This window comes from Streptomyces sp. NPDC052701, from assembly GCF_040678355.1.
GTDB lineage: Bacteria > Actinomycetota > Actinomycetes > Streptomycetales > Streptomycetaceae > Streptomyces.
Map to the genome: position 1 here is coordinate 68,379 of NZ_JBFATO010000026.1, position 17,826 is coordinate 86,204.

Consider the following 17,826-nt stretch of genomic DNA (forward strand, 5'->3'; position numbering starts at 1 on the left):
GGCTCAGCGCGCCAGGTCGTAGGCGTAGGACGCCGTGAAGGTGCCCGGCGTCCCCTTGCAGCCGTCCGACTCCCCGGGCAGTTTCACCCACAGGTAGGCGTCGATCCGGTCCTCGCCGGTGCCGAGGGTCGGGGCGCGGCCCAGCTTGCGGCCCGCCGGGTCGCACCAGGCGCCGTCGGGCGGGGCGCCGTTGCCGTTGCGGCTGGTGTCGATCACCGCGCCGAGCCCCTGCGGGCCGCCGAGGGCGTCGAGGACCTGCCGGTCGTAGGCGATCTCGTCGTCGGTGGTGTGGAAGTTGGACACGTTGCTGAAGACGCCGTCGGAGGAGTCGGCCGAGGCGGCACCGGCCTGCCGGAGCAGCGCCGCCTGCTCGGCGGGCGTGTTCCAGCCGGAGTGGCCCGCGTCGAAGTAGACCCGCGTCCTGGGACCGGCCTCCTTCAGGACGCGGCCGGCGCGGGCCAGCGAGGCGAAGCGGTCGGCGCGCCGGGCGCCGGAGAGGCACGCGGACTGGGCGACGGAGTCCGGCTCCAGGATCACCACGACCTCCTCGGAGCCGAGCCCGGCGGCGAACCGGTCGATCCAGGCGTCGTACGCGGCCAGGTCGGGCGCCCCGCCCCGGGAGTGCCCGCCGCAGTCGCGGTCCGGGATCGCGTACGGCACGAGCACGGGCACGCGGCCCTGCGCGGCGGCGCCCGAGGTGACCGAGCGGACCCGGTCGGTGATGGTCTCCGGCGTGAAGTCGGCGAACCACACGGCGGCCGGCCGGTCGGCGATCCGGGACTCGATGACCGCCCGGCGCGGGTCGTCCGGGTGGGAGCGGACCCAGTCGAGCACGTGGGATTCGGGGTGGCGGTAGAGCCGGGCCGGGGCGTCGGCCGCCCGGCGTTCCGGCCGCTGCTGCTGCCCGGTCCTGGCGGGCGAGGGCCGGGCACTCGCCTCCCGCTTCGACGGACCGGGCGCGGGAGGGGCGGACCCGATGGCCGGCGGGGAGGCCGAGGGCGCCCCGGGCAGCGGCGCCGGGCGCGGCGGGGCGGTCGCCTCCGGCCGGGCCCGGACCGGGCCGCGCCCGTCGTCGTACGCGGAGATCACGCCGGTCACGGCCCCCACCGAGACCACCGCCGAGGCCACCGCGACCATGGCCGCGCGCCGGGCGGCGCGCCTGCGCTCGGCCCGGCGGGCGGCCAGGCGCCGGGCACGTTCGCCTGCCACGCTGTCGCTCCCCCTGTGCCGTGGCCGCTCCCCCGCGGCCCCCGTCCCCCGCGGCGGGCGCGTTCCCCCGTTCCGGGGAAGCACCGGGCCCGCCGCCTGTCCGGCCAGCCTAGAGCTGCGACCCTGCCCCCATGGCGCGATGCGAACAAATCAGCACCCCCGTCGACACGGCCGTCGACGCCGTCATCGCCCGTATGCGCGCCCTCGACGCGGCCCTTCCCGCCCGGGACGGCCTGGCGGTGTTCAACCGCGTCTACCTCGCCGTCACCGAGGCGGTGGACCGGTGCGTCGACACCGGCGGGTTCGCGGACCCGGGGGCGGCGGTCACGCTGGACGTGCGGTTCGCGGAGCGCTACCTGGCCGCGGTCGACGCGGCGGTGGACGAGCGGCCTTTGCCGGCCTGCTGGCGGCCGCTGTTCCGGTTCCGCCGCCATCCCGGGGTACGTCCGCTGCAGTCCGCGCTGGCGGGCATCAACGCGCACATCGGCCACGACCTCGCGCTCGCCGTCGTGGACGCCTGCCGTACGCTCGGCTGCGAACCAGCGGCTCTGGAGGACGAGTTCGACCGCGTGGGCGATCTCCTCGTCTCGCTGGAGGAGCGCATCCGCGAGGAGCTGATGCCGGGGCTCGACCTCCTGCGGGTCGCCGATCCGCTGACGCACCTGCTCGGCGCGTGGAGCCTGGAGCGTGCCCGGGGCGCCGCCTGGACGGCGGCCCGGGCGCTGTGGGCGCTGCGCGGGATGCCGGACGTGGCCGGGGAGTTCACCGCGCACCTGGACGCGGCGGTGGGCCTGGCGGGGCGCATGCTGCTCACCCCGCTGCCGGACTGATCCGCCGGGGCCCCGGGAGCCACGACGGCGCCGGGAGCCACGACGGCGCCGGGGACCCGCGGCGGGCCCGTGCCGGCCCGGACCGCCGGCCCTCCCGGGGCGGCGTCGCCGCGCCGGTGTACGGCAGGGCGCGGGCGGCCGGGGTCCGGACCCCGCTCAGTCCTCGGGGAGTTCCACCGGCGCGATCTCGTCGTACACGTCACCGGGGCCCGGGTTGGCCGGGTCGGTCTCCCCGCCGAAGTGGTGCATGACGCCCCAGACCGCGTTGAGCGCGGTCTGCACGGCGCCCTCGGCCCAGCCGGCCGTCCAGGAGATGTCGTCGCCGGCGAGGAAGATGCCCCGCTTGTCCTCGGGCAGCCGGTCCTGCATGAAGTGCGTGAACAGGCGCCGCTGGTAACGGTAGTGGCCCGGCAGGTTGGCCTTGAACGCGCCCATGAAGTAGGGCTCGTTCTCCCAGGAGACGGTCACCGGGTTGCCGATGATGTGCTTCCGGATGTCGACCTTCGGGTAGATCTCGCCGAGCGACTTCAGCATGACCTCCATCCGCTCGTTCGCAGACAGCGGCAGCCACTTCAGGCTGTCGTCGCACCAGGTGTAGGACAGGCAGATGACGGCCGGCTTGTCCGGGCCGTTGTCCAGGAGGTAGGTGCCGCGGGTCATGCGGTCGGTGAGCGTCATCGACATGACGTCCCGGCCGGTCTCCTCGTCCTTGTCGAGCCAGAACGGCCGGTCGACGGGGACGAAGAGCTTGGAGCTTTCCATGTAGTGGGTGCGCTCGATCGCCGTCCAGTGGTCGATCGGGAAGAGCGAGTCGTCGCACTGGATCTTGGACAGCAGCATCCAGGACTGGGCGGTGAAGACGGCCGCCCGGTAGGTGCGGATGTCGCCGCCCGCATCGGTGACGGTGATCTGGTTGCCCGCGGCGCGGTGCAGCCGGGTCACGGCCGGTCGCGGCTCGCCGTTCACGTGCAGCGACTTCAGCGAGGTCCCGTACGGCCAGTGGACGATCTTCTCCGGCTCGCGCTCCCACAGCCGCAGCGGCAGCTGCTGGGAGCCGCCGACGATGCCGCGGTGGTGGTCGTCGGCCTCGGTGTAGACGACCCGCAGGATCTCCAGGATCGAGTTGGGGAAGTCGGTGTCCCAGCCGCCGGTGCCGAAGCCGACCTGGCCGAAGATCTCGCGGTGCCGGAAGGACTTGAACGCCTCGGAGTCGCACAGGAAGCCGTAGAAGGTCTGGTTGTCGAGCTTCTCGACGAGCCTGGACCAGATCGCGCGGATGCGCGGGACGTCCCGCTCGCGCAGGGCGCGGTTCATGTCGGAGAAGTCGGCGCCCTCTTCGAGGCACCTGTTCCAGGCGTCGGCGACGTCCCGGTAGACCTGCGGCAGGTCGTCGATGGTCTTGGCGTAGTGCGACTCGCCCTTGAGGTCGACGACCGTCGAGGGCGTGGCCTCCGCGAGGGGGTTGGGGAACGGCCTGGTCTCCAGGCCGACCAGGTCGATGTAGTGCTGGAGCGCCGTGGAGGACGGCGGGAAGCGCATCGCGCCCATCTCGGCGGTGAGCGAGGGGTCGCAGCCCTCGAAGCCGACGGTGCGCAGCCGGCCGCCGATCTGGTCGGCCTCGTACACGACGGGCTTGAGGCCCATCTTCATCAGCTCGTACGCGGCGACGATGCCGGACAGGCCGCCGCCGATGACCGCGACCTCGGTGCCGTGCTCGGTCGCGGGGATCTGCCCGAGACCGGCCGGGTGGGCGAGGTAGTCGTCGTACGCGTACGGGAAGTCCGGGCCGAACATGGTGATCGGCGGCTGCTGCTCGTCTGCGTGCTCGACCGCGTTGGGCACCGTGGACGTCATGGGGTACGGACTCCTTGCACGAAAAGCTGAGGGGGAGCGGGGAGATTCAGACGAGGGACCCGTACAGGCCGGGGCGCCGGTCCCTCAGGTACGGGTTGGCCTCGCGGGACGCGGCGAGGAAGACGGGGTCGGCGTCGGCGACGACCAGTTCCTCGGCGCGGCCGGCCCGGGTGCGGGCGATGCCGTCGGGCCCGGCGAGGGTGGACAGCCCCACGAACTCGAACTCGCCCTCCGCGCCGGCCCGGTTGACGTACGCGACGTACATCTGGTTCTCGAAGGCCCGCACCGGCACGAGGGACTCGGCGACGAACTGGAACGGGTGCATCTGCGCGGTCGGCACCAGCAGCAGGTCGGTGCCGGCCAGGGCGTGGGCGCGGACGTTCTCCGGGAACTCGACGTCGTAGCAGATCATCAGGCCGACGGTGAGGCCGCCCAGCTCAGCCTGGACGACCGGCTGGTCGCCCGGGGTGAAGTGGTCGCGCTCGAAGCAGCCGAAGAGGTGCGTCTTGCGGTAGTTCGCCAGGCGGGTGCCGTCGGCGGAGATCAGCTGGGCGGAGTTGTACACCGTCTCGCCGTCGCGCTCCGGGTAGCCGTAGGCGATCGCGACGCCGTGCCGCGTGGCGGTCTCGGCGATCGCGTCGGCCGCGTCGCCGTCGGCGGGTTCGGCGAGGCGGGCGATGTCGTCGCCGATCGCGTACCCGGTCAGGAACATCTCCGGTGCGGCGAGCAGCCCGGCGCCCGCGGCGGCGGCCCGGCCCGCGGCCTCGTCGAGGACCTTGAGGTTCTCGGCGGGGGATCCGGGGCGGCCGGAGCTCTGGAGCAGGGCGGTGCGCATGCGTGTTCCTCATCGGTACGCGGGGGTTCGGGGGCCAGATAGACGGTACGGGCGGCGGGCTCGGCCGGACAAGGAGGAGCCGTTGCGCGCTGGCGGGCGAATCGTTGCGTCCGCCGGGGCCCGGGCGGCGATTCGTTGCGCGCCCTGCGGCGCGAGGCCGCCGCGCTCACCGGCACCGCGAAGCCGTACCGCTCGGCCGGGGACGGCATCGCCTTCTCCCTCGACGCGCGCCCCGCGCCCCGCGCCGCGGGGCGCGGGGCGCGGGGCGCGGAGGACCCGATGACGGGACACGGAGGACCCGATGGCGGGCAGGGGCGCCGGGACGAGGGGCAGGGCCGGCGGCCTGCCCACCGGCGGCGAGGCGGCCGTCGTCCTCGGGGCCGTCACCTCCTGCGACCCGCCCGGCGCCAGGGGCGGGCGGGCCGGCAGCACCGTCCACGGCGTCGGCCGGCGGGACCGGCTCGGTCGCGGCCGGGCCTCGGCCGCCGCCCCGGCCGCCGCGAAGGACCCGCCCGAGTGCGTGGGCGTGGGCCCGGCGCCGTCCGAGAAGGCGAAGCGTGGCACGGGCGGCTTCAGGGCCGTCCCCTGGCAGCCCGGGCTCCGGCCGCCAGCAGCAGCGCCGTCACCAGGTAGGGCACCGCGAACCACGCGAACGCGGTGCCGTGCGCGGTGGCCGACCCGGCCACCGCGTACGAGCCGTACACCACGACGGTGGCCAGGCCGGTGCCCAGGCCCGCCACCGAGGTCAGGGTCGCCCTGCCGGTGTCGTCCAGGCGCCGCTGCAGGCGGGCGTCGGCGAGCACGGTCGCCAGCTGGAAGCCGCCGAAGGCGAGCGCGACGAGCCCGAGGCCGGCCGGGGTGCCCGCCGCCGCGCCCGCGGCCAGGGCCAGTGCGGCCAGCGCGAGCAGCCCGGCGAGTCCGGTCGTGCCGAGGCGTTCGCCCGCTCCGGCGAGCAGTCCGCCCACCGTGGCTCCCGTCCAGATCAGCAGGAGCAGGTACGGGACCGTCTCGTCGGACACGCCGGTGTCCCGGACCAGCAGCGGGGTGTACTCGTCGAGCGTGCCCCACACGGCGGTCACGGCCGGGACGAGCAGGAGCGCCCCGCGCACCGGCCGGTCCGTGCGGACGCGGGCGAGTCCGGCCCGCAGGGTCGCGGCCCAGCCCTCGCCGCCGGCCCTGGCACCGCGGTGCTCGGGGAACCGGGTCGCCGCCGCGGCGGCCAGCAGGCAGGTCAGCACGCTGGCCGCGCCCACGGCCGGGTAACCGCCCAGCTCGAGGACCGGCCCGGCGAGTCCCATCGCCGCCATCACGCCCAGCAGGCCCGCCGCCCGGGCCCGGCCCATCACGCGGGCGTACCGGCCGGCCGCGCCGAGCCGGTCCAGTTCGTCGTGGACCAGCGCCTCCAGGGCGCCGGAGCCGAACGCCTCCCCCGCGCCCCACAGCACGAAGCCGAGCGCGAAGGCCTGGTAGGAGGGGTGGAGCACCCACAGGGCGAAGGCGGCGGCGGTGAGCAGCGGGCCGAGCCACAGCAGCAGGCGGCGCGAGACGGCGTCGGCCCAGGCGCCGGAGGGCACCTCGAGGACCAGGCCGGTGACCGACCACAGGGCGAAGAGGGAGGAGATCTGCCACACCGACAGACCGGTGTCGGCGAACAGCAGCGCGTACACCGGGTAGAGCAGGACGAGGTCGTGGAGGAACGCGTAGCCGTACAGCGTGGCCGTCAGCCGCCGGACACCGGTGGCCGGCACACGCGTGGGTGAGAGTGTCATGAGGCCTTCTCGCAGGGACGGATCGGACGCCGGGGGGACGGCGTCCGAGGCGGCCCCCGCGAGGAGGCACGGCTGCGGGATCAATGTCGCCAGGTCATGGCACCGATGCTAGACCGGGCGGGCGGGAGAGCGCCGGGAATTAAGCGGGCGACCCGGAGGAGAAGCGCCGCAGCAGCGGCGACAGGACGAGCACGGACTTGGTCCGTTCCACGAACGGCTCCCCGGCGATCCGCTCCAGGACCCGTTCGAAGTGCCGCATGTCGGAGGCGAAGACCTGGGCGATCGCGTCCGCGTCCCCGGTGACGGTGGACGCGGCCACGACCTCCTGGTAGCGCTCCAGGCCCCGCTGGATGGTCTCCGGCGAGGTGTTGCTGCGGCAGTAGATCTCGACGAACCCCTCGGTCTCCCAGCCGAGGGCCGCCGGGTCGACGCGGACGGTGAAGCCGGTGATGGCCCCGGTGGCCCGCAGCCGGTCCACGCGCCGTTTCACGGCGGGCGCGGACAGGCCGACGAGCTGGCCGATGTCCGCGTAGGAGCGGCGGGCGTCCTCGGCGAGGGCGTGCACGATGCGTTCGTCGAGATCGTTCAGCACAGTGGGTCGGTCACTTCTCGGATGGTGCCAGTCGGGAACGGCGGTAGCCGTACACGAAGTAGAACACGAGTCCGGCGGCCATCCAGAACCCGAAGACCACCCAGGTCACGGTGTCGAGGCTGAACATGTTGTACGCGCAGAACAGGAAGCCCAGGACCGGCAGCACCGGGCCGAACGGCACCTTGAACGTGCGCTCCAGCTCCGGCCGCCGGCGGCGCAGCACGACGACCGCGATGTTGACCAGGGCGAAGGCGAAGAGCGTGCCGATGCTGGTGGCGTCGACGAGCTTGCCGAGCGGGATCAGCGCGGCGAGCGCTCCGCAGAACAGGGAGACGATCACGGTGTTGAGGCGGGGGGCGCCGGTCTTCGGGTGGACCTTGCCGAGCGCCTTGGGCACCAGGCCGTCGCGGGACATCGCGAACAGGATGCGGGTCTGGCCGTAGAGCACGGTGAGCACCACGCTGGCGATGGAGATGACCGCGCCGAGCGCGAGCAGGGTGCCCCAGAAGCCCTGGCCGCTGACGTCGTTCATGATCGCGGCGAGGGAGGCGTCGGAGCCCTCGAACTTCGTCCAGTGCCAGGCGCCGACGGCGACGCCCGCGACGAGCACGTACAGCGCGGTCACGATGATCAGCGACAGCATGATCGCCCGCGGCAGGTCCTTCTTGGGGTCCTTGGCCTCCTCGCCGGCGGTGGAGGCGGCGTCGAATCCGATGTAGGAGAAGAACAGCGTGGCACCGGCGGCGCTGACCCCGGCCATGCCGAGCGGCATGAAGTCGGCGTAGTTGCCGGACTTGAAGCCCGTGAAGCCGACCGCGCAGAACAGCACCAGCGCGGCGATCTTCACCGCGACCATGATCGTGTTGGCCCGGGCGGACTCCCGGACACCGCCGAGCAGGAACACCATCGCCAGCAGCACGACGATCAGGGCGGGCAGGTTGACGACGCCGCCCTCGCCGGGCGCCGAGGACAGGGCCGCCGGGATGGTGACGCCGATCGTGCCGTCGAGCAGTTCGTTGAGGTACTCGCCCCAGCCGACCGCGACGGCGGCCACCGACACGCCGTACTCCAGCACCAGGCACCAGCCGCAGACCCAGGCGACCAGCTCGCCCATCGTTGCGTACGCATACGAGTAGGAGGAGCCGGCGACCGGGATGCTGCCCGCCAGTTCGGCGTACGACAGGGCCGAGAACAGGGCCGTGAGACCGGCGATGACGAACGCCAGGGTGACCGCGGGGCCGGCCTCCGGGACGGCGTCGCCGAGCACCACGAAGATGCCGGTGCCGAGCGTGGCGCCGATGCTGATCATGGTGAGCTGCCACAGCCCCAGGGAGCGCCTCAGGCTGCCTCCCTCACCCTGGCCGCCCTCCGCGACCAGGCGTTCCACGGGCTTGCGGCGCATCAGCCGCGCACCGATGCCGGGGACCGCCCGGCCTGTCCGAGTGCTTTCCTGCGGGGGTGCGCCCTGGTCGAGCACGCGCGGCTCCTTCGTCGCTGCCGGTCGGTGCGGCGGGGACCGGCGGCGACCCGGCGGAAAGCCGGAACCCACCGAGCGGGGTCCCCGCCACGCCACGTACAGCGCAGAACCCTATGAGCGCGGCGTTGCCCCCGTAATGCAGCAACCTTGCGCATCGGCGCAAGATCATTGCGTTCCTCGGCGCGGGGTGGATGTTCGTTGCGCGGGGACTGCCGACCGTTGCACGCGGGCCTGGCCGGCGCGGGTGTCCGGCGGGTCCCGCGCCCGGCCGGGCGGCGGGGTGGGCGCTCCGCGGGCCTCCTGGCGCGTGGCCCGGCGGGGATGGGGGGACGCGGCTCCGGCGGAGCGGGCGCGCCGGCCGGGCGGCGCCGCGCCGGCGGCCCGGCGGACGGCGGTCCGCGTGCCGGGAGGCGGTGGCACGGGAACGGCCCCCGGGGGAAGACCCGGGGGCCGTTCGCGAGGCGGCGGGCGTCAGTTCCAGCTGGCGTGCAGCGGCTTGCCCTCCGCGTAGCCGGCGGCGCTCTGGATACCGACGACGGCCTTCTCGGCGAACTCCTCCAGACAGGCCGCACCGGCGTAGGTGCAGGAGGAGCGGACGCCCGCGATGATCGAGTCGATCAGGTCCTCGACGCCGGGGCGGGCCGGGTCGAGGAACATGCGCGAGGTGGAGATGCCCTCCTCGAACAGAGCCTTGCGGGCCCGGTCGTAGGCCGACTCCTCCGAGGTGCGGTTGCGCACGGCCCGCGCGGACGCCATGCCGAAGGACTCCTTGTACGGCCGCCCCTGCGCGTCGTGCTGGAGGTCGCCCGGGGACTCGTGGGTGCCCGCGAACCAGGAACCGATCATCACGTTGGAGGCACCGGCCGCGAGCGCCATCGCCACGTCGCGCGGGTGGCGGACGCCGCCGTCGGCCCAGACGTGCTTGCCGTGCCTCCTCGCCTCGGCCGCGCACTCCAGGACCGCGGAGAACTGCGGCCGGCCGACACCGGTCATCATGCGGGTGGTGCACATCGCGCCGGGTCCGACGCCGACCTTGACGATGTCGGCGCCCGCCTCGATCAGGTCGCGCACGCCCGCGGCGGCGACGACGTTGCCCGCGACGACCGGCACCCGCGGGTCGAGGTCGCGCACCAGCTTCAGGGCGCTGAGCATCGACTCCTGGTGGCCGTGCGCGGTGTCGACGACGAGCGTGTCGACACCCGCGTCCAGCAGCTGCCGGGCCTTGCCGGCGACGTCGCCGTTGATGCCGACGGCGGCGGCGACGCGCAGCCGCCCCCGCGCGTCGGTGGCCGGCGTGTACAGGGTGGCGCGCAGGGCGCCCTTGCGGGTCAGGATGCCGGCGAGCGTGCCGTCTTTGCCGACCGCGGGCGCGTAGCGCCGGTTGGCGTGGTCGAGCGTGTTGAAGGCCTGGCGCGGGTCCATGTCCGCGTCGATCAGCAGCAGGTCGCGGGACATGACCTCGGCGAGCTGCGTGAAGCGGTCCACGCCGGACAGGTCGGAGTCGGTGACCACGCCGACCGGCCTGTGGTGCTCGTCGACGACGACACCGGCGTTGTGGGCGCGCTTGGGCAGCAGGGCGAGTGCGTCGGCGACGGTCTGGTGGGGGGCCAGGACGATCGGCGTGTCGAGCACCAGGTGGCGGCTCTTCACCCAGGAGATCACGTCGGTGACGACGTCGATCGGGATGTCCTGCGGGATGACCACGAGACCGCCGCGGCGGGCCACGGTCTCGGCCATCCGGCGCCCGGCGACGGCGGTCATGTTGGCGACGACGAGCGGGATGGTGGTGCCCGTGCCGTCCGGCGAGCCGAGGTCCACGTCCTGGCGCGAGCCGACCGCGGAGCGGCTGGGCACCATGAAGACGTCGTCGTACGTCAGGTCGTGGGCGGGCTGGATGTCGTTGAGGAAACGCACGTGCTGCACATCCCAGTCGATCAAAGGTGGCCCCCGGACAGGTCAGCCAGGGGGAAAGAGCACGTACTTCATTCTCCCACGCCGGGCGGCCGGGCGGCCCCCAGCGGATCATCCAGGCTGGTCAGGGGCCTGTTCGGAGGATCCTCCAGGGCCGAGGGTCACGAAGAGCCCCGCGCCGCGGTCCGTGGCCTCGGCGAACACCTCCTCCGCGACCCGCCACTCCTCGGGCCGCGCCTTCGCGTAGGCCCGCCAGCCCCGGACGACGACCAGCAGTCCCCGCTCCACGGATCCGTCGGGCCAGAAGGACGGGTCGGACAGGCAGTCGGCCAGGGCGTCCCAGTTGCGGCCGAACCACTCGGGCAGGCCGAGGGCCCGGGCGCAGCGGTCCATGAGGCCCGCCTCGTCCGTGACCCCGCCGAGGTCCAGGGTGACCACGACCCGGCCCGCCGGGTCGTCGGCCACCCCGTACGTCCTGCCGGCCACCCGTCAGACCCCGTCCGGGTCGGCCCGGTTGAGCGCCGGTTTCGGTGCCGGCCCGGCCGTCAGCAGGTAGTCCGCGGCCGAGGTGTCCGTCACCAGGCTGGTGACGAGCCCGGAGCGCAGCACGGCGTCGATCGCGGGCCCCTTGCGCTGCCCGCCGGCGATCGCGACGACCTCGGGGATGCGGCGGAGCTGGTCGGCCTTGACGGTGATGCACCGCTCCCCCAGGTCCCGGCCGACCCGGCGTCCCTCGGCGTCGAAGAGGTGCGCGGACATCTCGGCGGCGACGCCGAGGGAGGCGTAGTGCGCGCGCTCCTCGTCGCTGAGCATGTCGTGCACCGTGGAGATGCCCGGCTCCCAGGAGCCGATGGAGACGCAGGCGACGGTGACCTTGTCGAAGTACTCGAAGGCCCGGGCGATGCCGGTCTGGTGCCGCAGCGCCGTCGCGGTGGCCGCGTCGGGCAGCAGCATCGGCGCGTAGATGGGGTGCGCGTCCCCGCCCGACACCTGGGCGGCGCGGCGCACCGCCTCCACCGAGCCGCGTTCGGCGGTCCCGGCGTCGTACACGCCCGTCAGCTGCACCACCGTGCAGGGCGGCAGCTTGTCCAGGGCCGCCGCCATGTGGATGGTGGAGCGGCCCCAGGCCAGGCCCAGCACGTCCCCCTCGTTGACCAGTTCGCCGAGCAGGTCGGCGGCCACCTCTCCCAGGTTCTCGGGGTCGGGTGTCTCCTCGGCCTCGGCCGGGGACTCCACCACGACGGCGTGCCTGAGGCCGTAGCGGGCGCGCAGCGCGTCGGAGCGCTCGGCGTCCAGCTCGGCCGGGACACGGATCTCGATGCGCACGAGGTCCCGTTCGAGGGCGGTCTCCAGGACCCGGGCCACCTTGAAGCGGCTGACGCCGAACTCCTCGGCGATCTGGATCTTGGACTTGCCCTCGAGGTAGAAGCGGCGGGCCATGGCCGCCGCCTGGACCAGCTCAGCGGGTCCCATCCGCATGGCTGACCGGCCCGCCGACATACCCGACACGGCGATCTCCTCACTACTGTTCACACTCTGGATTCGCCGTTCATCCTTGCAGATCCGGCGCCGTCGATCAGCCCTGATGGGAGCCGTTCACGTTCTGGTGGTTCAGTGGTCGCACACCCAGGACGCCTGGGCGGTGGCGGCCTCGGCCCGGGTGCGCAGCGCACGGACCGCCTCGGCCGGGTCGGAGGCGCCGTAGACGGCGGATCCGGCGACGAAGACGTCGGCTCCGGCCTCGGCGCACCGCTCGATGGTGGAGGCCGAGACCCCGCCGTCGACCTGGAGCCACAGCTCCAGGCCGTGCTTGCTGATCAACTCGCGGGTCCGGCGGATCTTCGGGAGCATGATGTCGAGGAAGGCCTGCCCCCCGAAGCCCGGCTCGACCGTCATGATCAGCAGCATGTCGAGCTCGGGGAGCAGGTCCTCGTACGGCTCGACGGGGGTCGCGGGCTTGAGCGCCATGGAGGCGCGGGCGCCCTTGGCCCGGATCTCCCGGGCGAGCCGGACCGGTGCGGCGGCCGCCTCGACGTGGAAGGTGACGGAACCGGCCCCCGCTTCCACGTACTGGGGCGCCCACCGGTCGGGGGCCTCGATCATCAGATGGCAGTCCAGCGGGGTGTCCGTCGCACGGGCGAGCGACTCCACGACCGGCACGCCGAGCGTGAGGTTGGGGACGAAATGGTTGTCCATGACGTCGACGTGGAGCCAGTCGGCTCCCTCCACCGCCTTCGCCTCGTCCGCGAGACGCGCGAAGTCGGCGGACAGGATGCTGGGGTTGATCTGCACGGCCATGACCCAAGACTGCCATGCCCCGCGGGGGTGAGCGGCATCGGTGCCGGGGAGAACCGGTCCGCCGCGGGCCGCGGGCCGTCCGCGGCCGGGCGTGCGGCTCCCCGCGTCCCGCACGGGGCGTTGCCGTCCCCGCCGTACTGGGCATTCCCGTCCCCGCCACACGGGGTGTTCCCGTCCCCGCCGCACGGGGCGGTCCGGCGGCTTCGGGCGCGGCCATGACACCGGGGAAAGGGGCCGCCCGCCTGGTCTGCGGGCGGCGCGCGAAGTGGCTGGTGCTGGTGGTGTGGCTGGCGGTGCTCTTCCTGGCCGCGCCCCTCGCCCAGAAGCTCACCGACGCGCAGGACAACGACGCGGCGTCCTGGCTGCCGGGGTCGGCGGAGTCCACCCAGGTCCTGGAGATCTCCGAGGACTTCCGCCCCGGACAGATCCCGGCGATCGTCGTCTACGCCCGTGACAGCGGTCTGACGGAGCGGGACCGGGCGCGGATCGCCGCGGACGTGGCGGAGCTGAGGCGGTTGCGCGAGCACGGCGTGCGGGGCGCGGAGGTCCGGGGCCCGCTCCTCGACCGGCGGACCGGCCCGCGCGCGGCGCAGGTCTTCGTTCCGATCACGATGGACGAGAAGGGCTGGGAGCGGATCGCGCCCGCCGTCGGCTCCGTCCGGGACGACGTCGGCGCGGGCGGCGGCGGCCTGGCCGTGCACGTCACGGGGCCGGGCGGCACGTCCGCGGACTTCGCGGAGGGCTTCGAGGGCATCGACTCGACGCTGCTGTTCTCGGCGATGGCCGTCGTGATCGTGATGCTGCTGATCACCTACCGCAGTCCGACCCTGCTGCTGGTCCCGCTGCTGGCGGTGGTCTGCGCGCTGTTCGCCGCCCAGGCCCTGATCTACCTGCTGGCCGAGCACGGGGGCCTGACGGTCAACGGCCAGAGCGCCGGCATCCTGACGGTCCTGGTCTTCGGCGCGGGCACGGACTACGCCCTGCTGCTGGTCGCCCGCTACCGGGAGGAGCTGCGCCACCACCGGGACCGGCACGAGGCGATGGCCCTGGCGCTGCGCCGCGCGGGCCCGGCGGTGCTGGCCTCCGGCGCGACCGTCGTGCTGAGCATGCTGGTGCTGCTGGCCGCCGAGATGAACTCCACCCGGGGCCTGGGCCCGGTCGCCGCGATCGGCGTCGCGGTCGCCCTGCTGGCGATGCTGACCCTGTTCCCGGCGCTGCTGGTGATCGTCGGCCGCTGGATCTTCTGGCCGGTGATCCCGCGCCTCGGCGACCCCGACCCGGCCGAACGCGGCCTGTGGGCCCGCACCGGCCGCCGCATCGCCCGCCGCCCGCGCCTGGTCTGGGGCGTCACGGCCCTGGTCCTGGCCGTCTGCTCGCTGGGCCTGGTCCAGCTGCGCGCCGAGGGCATCGGCAACGCGGACGCGTTCACCGGGAAGCCCGACTCGATCACCGGGCAGGAGGTGTCCGGGCGCTACTTCCCGGCGGGCAGCGGCGACCCCCTGGTCGTCGTCGGCAACCAGGCGCAGGCCCGGCAGGTGGGCCGCGCGGTCGCCGCCACCCGGGGCGTCGTCCCCGGGTCCCTCGGCCCGCCGCCGGGCGCGAAACCGTCCTTCGAGGGCTGGGTGCTGTTCGAGGCGACCCTGACCGCCCCGGCGGACAGCGAGGCCGCCAAGGAGACCGTGCTTCGGGTCCGGGACGCGGTGCACGCGGTGCCCGGCGCCGACGCCAAGGTGGGCGGCGGCACGGCGGCCCTGCTCGACATGGACAAGGCGACCACGCGCGACAACATGCTGATCATCCCGCTGGTGCTGGTGGTCGTCCTGCTGATCCTGTGCGCGCTGCTGCGCGCCCTGATCGCCCCGCTGCTGCTGATCGGGACGGTGATCCTGTCGTTCACCGCGGCGCTCGGCATCAGCGCGCTGGCGTTCCGGTACGTCTTCGGCTACGCGGGCGAGTCGACGGACTTCCCGCTGTTCGTCTTCGTCTTCCTGGTGGCCCTCGGCATCGACTACAACATCTTCCTCACCACGCGCATCCACGAGGAGGCCCGCCGCCGGGGCACCCGCCCGGGCGTGGTCACGGGCCTCGCCGCCACGGGCGCGGTCATCACCTCCGCCGGCCTGGTCCTGGCCGGCACCTTCGCCGCGCTCGGCACGCTCCCGATGGTCGCCTTCGCCGAGATCGGCTTCGCGGTCGCCCTCGGCGTGCTCCTGGACACCTTCGTCGTGCGGTCGGTGCTGGTCACGTCCCTGTTCCTGGACGTCGGCCCGAAGGTGTGGTGGCCGCACCGGCTGGCCCGGGAGGACGGCGGCGCAAAGGCCGGCCGGACGCCCGGCGCCGGGGTCAGCCGGTCCGGCGGATGAGCGCCAGGTACATCGCGTCGGTCCCGTGCAGATGCGGCCACAGCTGTACGTCGGGCCCGTCGCCCAGATCCGGCACGCCGGGCAGCAGCGGCCGGGCGTCGAACAGGTCAGCCCGCGGGAACTGCTTGAGCACGTCGGCGACGACGGCCCGGGTCTCGGCGAGGTGCGGCGAGCAGGTCGCGTAACCGACGACCCCGCCGACCCGCACCGACTCCAGAGCGGTCCGCAGCAGCCCGCGCTGCAACGGAGCGAAGCCTTCCAGGTCCTCCGGGCGGCGCCGCCAGCGCGCCTCGGGGCGCCGGCGCAGCGCCCCGAGCCCGGTGCACGGCACGTCGACCAGCACCCGGTCGAAGCTGCCGGGCCGCCAGGCCGGCCGCGTCCCGTCGGCGGCGATGACCTGGTACGGCCCCGGGTTGCCGTCCAGCGCCCTGGCCACGAGTCCGGCCCGGTGCACCTGCTTCTCGGACGCCACGAGGACGGCGCCCCGCCGGGCCGCGAGGGCGCCGAGCAGCGCGGCCTTGCCCCCCGGTCCGGCGCAGCCGTCCAGCCAGCGCCGGTCGGGCCCGTCCAGGGGCGCGTTGGCCAGGGCCAGCGCGACGAGCTGGCTGCCCTCGTCCTGCACGCCCGCGCGCCCGTCCCGCACGGCCGCGACGGCGCCCGGCTCACCGCCCTCGGCCAGCCGCACGGCGTACGGCGACCAGCGTCCGGGCACGGCGGCCTCCTCGCCGAGCAGTTCGTCGGTCGTGGCCCGTCCGGGCCGGGCGACCAGGGTCACCTCGGGCCGCTCGTTGTCGGCGCGCAGCAGCTCCTCGATGCCGTCGCGTCCGCCGCCGAGGGAGTCCCACAGGGCGGAGACGATCCACCGCGGGTGCGAGTGCACGACGGCGAGGTGGTCCTCGGGATCCTCGTCGTAGGGCGGCGCCACCCGCTCCAGCCACCCGTCGAGGTCGTCCTGCGCGACCTTGCGCAGCACGGCGTTGACGAACTTGGCCCGCCCGTCGCCGAGCACGACCCGCGCCAGCTCGACAGTGGCGGACACGGCGGCGTGCGTCGGGATCCGCGTCCCGAGGAGCTGGTGGGCGCCGAGGCCGAGCACGTCGAGCACGGGCGGGTCGACCTCGCCGAGCGGCCGGTCGACGCAGGCGGCGACGACCGCGTCGTAGGTGCCCTGCCGGCGCAGCGTCCCGTACACCAGCTCGGTCGCGAGCGCCGCGTCCCGGGCGTCGAAGTCGCCCTTGTCCCGTGCCTTGCGCAGCAGCGGCGGCAGGACGAGGTTGGCGTAGGCGTCCCGTTCGTCCACGGCCCGCAGGGCCTCGAACGCGAGGATGCGGACGGGGTCCTTCTTGGGCCGGCGGTAGGGCTTGCCGGGTCTGCGGGGACGACGGGGCTGGTCGCTCACGGAAAAGGTGCTCCGGGTGTGGGGTGAAGTGCGCTGTCCAGCCTACGTCGTCGGGGCGGGGCGGTACGCGGCCGGGAGGCCCGGTGCGCGGTGCGGCCCCGCGAGGGCTCAGCTCCCGAGCCGCTCGTCCTCGGCGATCCGCACGCCACGCGCCCAGTCGGCCGCCTTCATCGGCTTCTTGCCCTGGGCCTGCACCCACAGCAGCTCCACGGCGTACGAGCCGGTGCCGACGTACACGTTGTTCTTGCCGGCGTGCAGCTGTCCGGGGGCGAGGTCCGTCCGCCCGGGCACGGGCGCGACCTGGAGCAGCTTGAACCGCTCGCCGCGGAAGGTGGTCCAGGCGCCGGGAGCCGGGGTGCAGCCGCGCACCACCCGGTCGACGCGCAGGGCCGGGGCGCTCCAGTCGAGGTGCGCGTCCTCGACGGTGACCTTCGGGGCGAGGCTGACGCCCTCGGCCGGCTGCGGTACGGCCTTCAGGGTGCCGTCCTCGATCCCGTCCATGGTCGCCGCGAGCAGCCCGGCGCCGGCGAGGGCGAGCCGGGTGAGCAGGTCGCCGCTGGTGTCGGTGGGCCGGATCTCCTCGGTGACCGTCCCGAAGACGGGCCCGGAGTCGAGCCCCTCCTCGATCAGGAAGGTGGAGGCGCCCGTGATCTCGTCCCCGGCCATGATGGCGTGCTGCACGGGCGCCGCCCCGCGCCAGGCGGGCAGCAGCGAGAAGTGCAGGTTGACCCAGCCGCGGGCGGGGATGTCGAGGGCCGCCCTGGGCAGCAGGGCCCCGTAGGCGACGACGGGGCAGCAGTCGGGCCCGATCTCCCGCAGCCGCTCCAGGAACTCCGGGTCCCTCGGCCTGACGGGCTTGAGCACCTCGATCCCGGCCTCCTGCGCCCGCTCGGCGACGGGTGACGCGACCATCCTGCGCCCTCGTCCGGCCGGCGCGTCGGGCCGCGTGACGACGGCGGCCACCTCGTGCCGCCCGGAGGCGAGAAGAGCGTCCAGGGCGGGAACGGCGACCTCGGGGGTACCGGCGAAGACGAGCTTCATGGGGTGGTTCGGGCCTCTCGGGCGGGGGTTGACGACGGGCGACGCCCAAGTCTATGGGCCACCGCGGCGGGAGAGCCGTCGACGGCGGACGGGCCCCACCGGAGAGCCGGTCCTCCCGGCCCGCCGGGAGGACCGGCGCGCGGGCGGGAGACGGAAGCGGCGAAGCCGGGGCGAGCCGGCAGCGCCCCCCGCAGGCGCACGCATATGCCCACGCGCCCCCACACCGTGACCCGCGGAGCGCATCCGCG

At 74.3% G+C, this 17,826-nt stretch carries 14 protein-coding genes; 2 read left to right on the plus strand and 12 right to left on the minus strand.

All coding sequences use genetic code 11. The features are described 5' to 3' along the window. Positions 1-3: 3 nt before the first annotated feature. Positions 4-1,137, minus strand: a complete 1,134-nt coding sequence (locus AB0L29_RS25300) for a glycoside hydrolase family 6 protein (RefSeq protein WP_365830068.1) — start codon at positions 1,135-1,137, stop codon at positions 4-6. Between the two features lie 203 nt (positions 1,138-1,340). On the opposite strand from AB0L29_RS25300, the gene AB0L29_RS25305 reads away from it, so the two are divergent. Next, positions 1,341-2,039, plus strand: coding sequence for a DUF5995 family protein (locus AB0L29_RS25305; protein WP_365830043.1), 699 nt, complete (start codon positions 1,341-1,343; stop codon positions 2,037-2,039). Positions 2,040-2,195: 156 nt separating this feature from the next. Here AB0L29_RS25305 and AB0L29_RS25310 read toward each other — a convergent pair whose 3' ends face one another. The 9 genes from AB0L29_RS25310 to rpe form a co-directional block, all read right to left on the minus strand. Continuing rightward, positions 2,196-3,893 carry an NAD(P)/FAD-dependent oxidoreductase gene (locus AB0L29_RS25310; RefSeq protein WP_365830044.1) on the minus strand — a complete coding sequence of 566 codons (1,698 nt, stop codon included), beginning with the start codon at positions 3,891-3,893 and terminating at the stop codon, positions 2,196-2,198. A 46-nt stretch (positions 3,894-3,939) separates the two neighbouring features. Further along, the gene (locus AB0L29_RS25315; protein ID WP_365830045.1) at positions 3,940-4,728 is read right to left on the minus strand and encodes a carbon-nitrogen hydrolase family protein; all 789 of its coding nucleotides are present in this window, start codon (positions 4,726-4,728) and stop codon (positions 3,940-3,942) included. A 572-nt stretch (positions 4,729-5,300) separates the two neighbouring features. After that, on the minus strand, positions 5,301-6,497 hold the full coding sequence (locus AB0L29_RS25320) for an MFS transporter (RefSeq protein ID WP_365830046.1): 1,197 nt from the start codon (positions 6,495-6,497) through the stop codon (positions 5,301-5,303). A 139-nt stretch (positions 6,498-6,636) separates the two neighbouring features. Beyond that, complete coding sequence (locus AB0L29_RS25325) at positions 6,637-7,089, minus strand: Lrp/AsnC family transcriptional regulator (protein ID WP_365830047.1); 453 nt, start codon at positions 7,087-7,089, stop codon at positions 6,637-6,639. A 10-nt stretch (positions 7,090-7,099) separates the two neighbouring features. Then, on the minus strand, positions 7,100-8,566 hold the full coding sequence (locus AB0L29_RS25330; protein ID WP_365830048.1) for an amino acid permease: 1,467 nt from the start codon (positions 8,564-8,566) through the stop codon (positions 7,100-7,102). Between the two features lie 471 nt (positions 8,567-9,037). Then, a complete protein-coding gene (locus AB0L29_RS25335) occupies positions 9,038-10,480 on the minus strand; it encodes a GuaB1 family IMP dehydrogenase-related protein (protein ID WP_365830069.1) in 1,443 nt (480 codons plus the stop codon). A gap of 108 nt (positions 10,481-10,588) precedes the next feature. After that, positions 10,589-10,942, minus strand: coding sequence for a barstar family protein (locus AB0L29_RS25340; protein ID WP_365830070.1), 354 nt, complete (start codon positions 10,940-10,942; stop codon positions 10,589-10,591). 24 nt (positions 10,943-10,966) lie between these two features. After that, complete coding sequence (locus AB0L29_RS25345; protein WP_365830049.1) at positions 10,967-12,010, minus strand: sugar-binding domain-containing protein; 1,044 nt, start codon at positions 12,008-12,010, stop codon at positions 10,967-10,969. 78 nt (positions 12,011-12,088) lie between these two features. After that, the gene (rpe, locus tag AB0L29_RS25350; RefSeq protein WP_365830050.1) at positions 12,089-12,775 is read right to left on the minus strand and encodes a ribulose-phosphate 3-epimerase; all 687 of its coding nucleotides are present in this window, start codon (positions 12,773-12,775) and stop codon (positions 12,089-12,091) included. 215 nt (positions 12,776-12,990) lie between these two features. On the opposite strand from rpe, the gene AB0L29_RS25355 reads away from it, so the two are divergent. Then, positions 12,991-15,138, plus strand: a complete 2,148-nt coding sequence (locus AB0L29_RS25355; protein WP_365830051.1) for an MMPL family transporter — start codon at positions 12,991-12,993, stop codon at positions 15,136-15,138. Here the strand turns inward: AB0L29_RS25355 and AB0L29_RS25360 are convergent. Then, positions 15,119-16,537 carry a transcription antitermination factor NusB gene (locus tag AB0L29_RS25360; RefSeq protein ID WP_365830052.1) on the minus strand — a complete coding sequence of 473 codons (1,419 nt, stop codon included), beginning with the start codon at positions 16,535-16,537 and terminating at the stop codon, positions 15,119-15,121. The two genes, AB0L29_RS25355 and AB0L29_RS25360, sit on opposite strands and share 20 nt — an antisense overlap. A 108-nt stretch (positions 16,538-16,645) precedes the next feature. Continuing rightward, the gene (gene fmt, locus AB0L29_RS25365) at positions 16,646-17,578 is read right to left on the minus strand and encodes a methionyl-tRNA formyltransferase (protein WP_365830053.1); all 933 of its coding nucleotides are present in this window, start codon (positions 17,576-17,578) and stop codon (positions 16,646-16,648) included. Positions 17,579-17,826: the final 248 nt, after the last annotated feature.

What these genes read in the sequence shown, in the direction of transcription:
- rpe (WP_365830050.1), bottom strand. Translation starts at nt 12,775, where the DNA reads ATGGCCGTGCAGATCAACCCCAGCATCCTGTCCGCCGACTTCGCGCGT.
- AB0L29_RS25300 (WP_365830068.1), bottom strand. Translation starts at nt 1,137, where the DNA reads ATGGTCGCGGTGGCCTCGGCGGTGGTCTCGGTGGGGGCCGTGACCGGC.
- AB0L29_RS25320 (WP_365830046.1), bottom strand. Translation starts at nt 6,497, where the DNA reads ATGACACTCTCACCCACGCGTGTGCCGGCCACCGGTGTCCGGCGGCTG.
- AB0L29_RS25355 (WP_365830051.1), top strand. Translation starts at nt 12,991, where the DNA reads ATGACACCGGGGAAAGGGGCCGCCCGCCTGGTCTGCGGGCGGCGCGCG.
- AB0L29_RS25305 (WP_365830043.1), top strand. Translation starts at nt 1,341, where the DNA reads ATGGCGCGATGCGAACAAATCAGCACCCCCGTCGACACGGCCGTCGAC.
- AB0L29_RS25310 (WP_365830044.1), bottom strand. Translation starts at nt 3,893, where the DNA reads ATGACGTCCACGGTGCCCAACGCGGTCGAGCACGCAGACGAGCAGCAG.
- AB0L29_RS25315 (WP_365830045.1), bottom strand. Translation starts at nt 4,728, where the DNA reads ATGCGCACCGCCCTGCTCCAGAGCTCCGGCCGCCCCGGATCCCCCGCC.
- fmt (WP_365830053.1), bottom strand. Translation starts at nt 17,578, where the DNA reads ATGAAGCTCGTCTTCGCCGGTACCCCCGAGGTCGCCGTTCCCGCCCTG.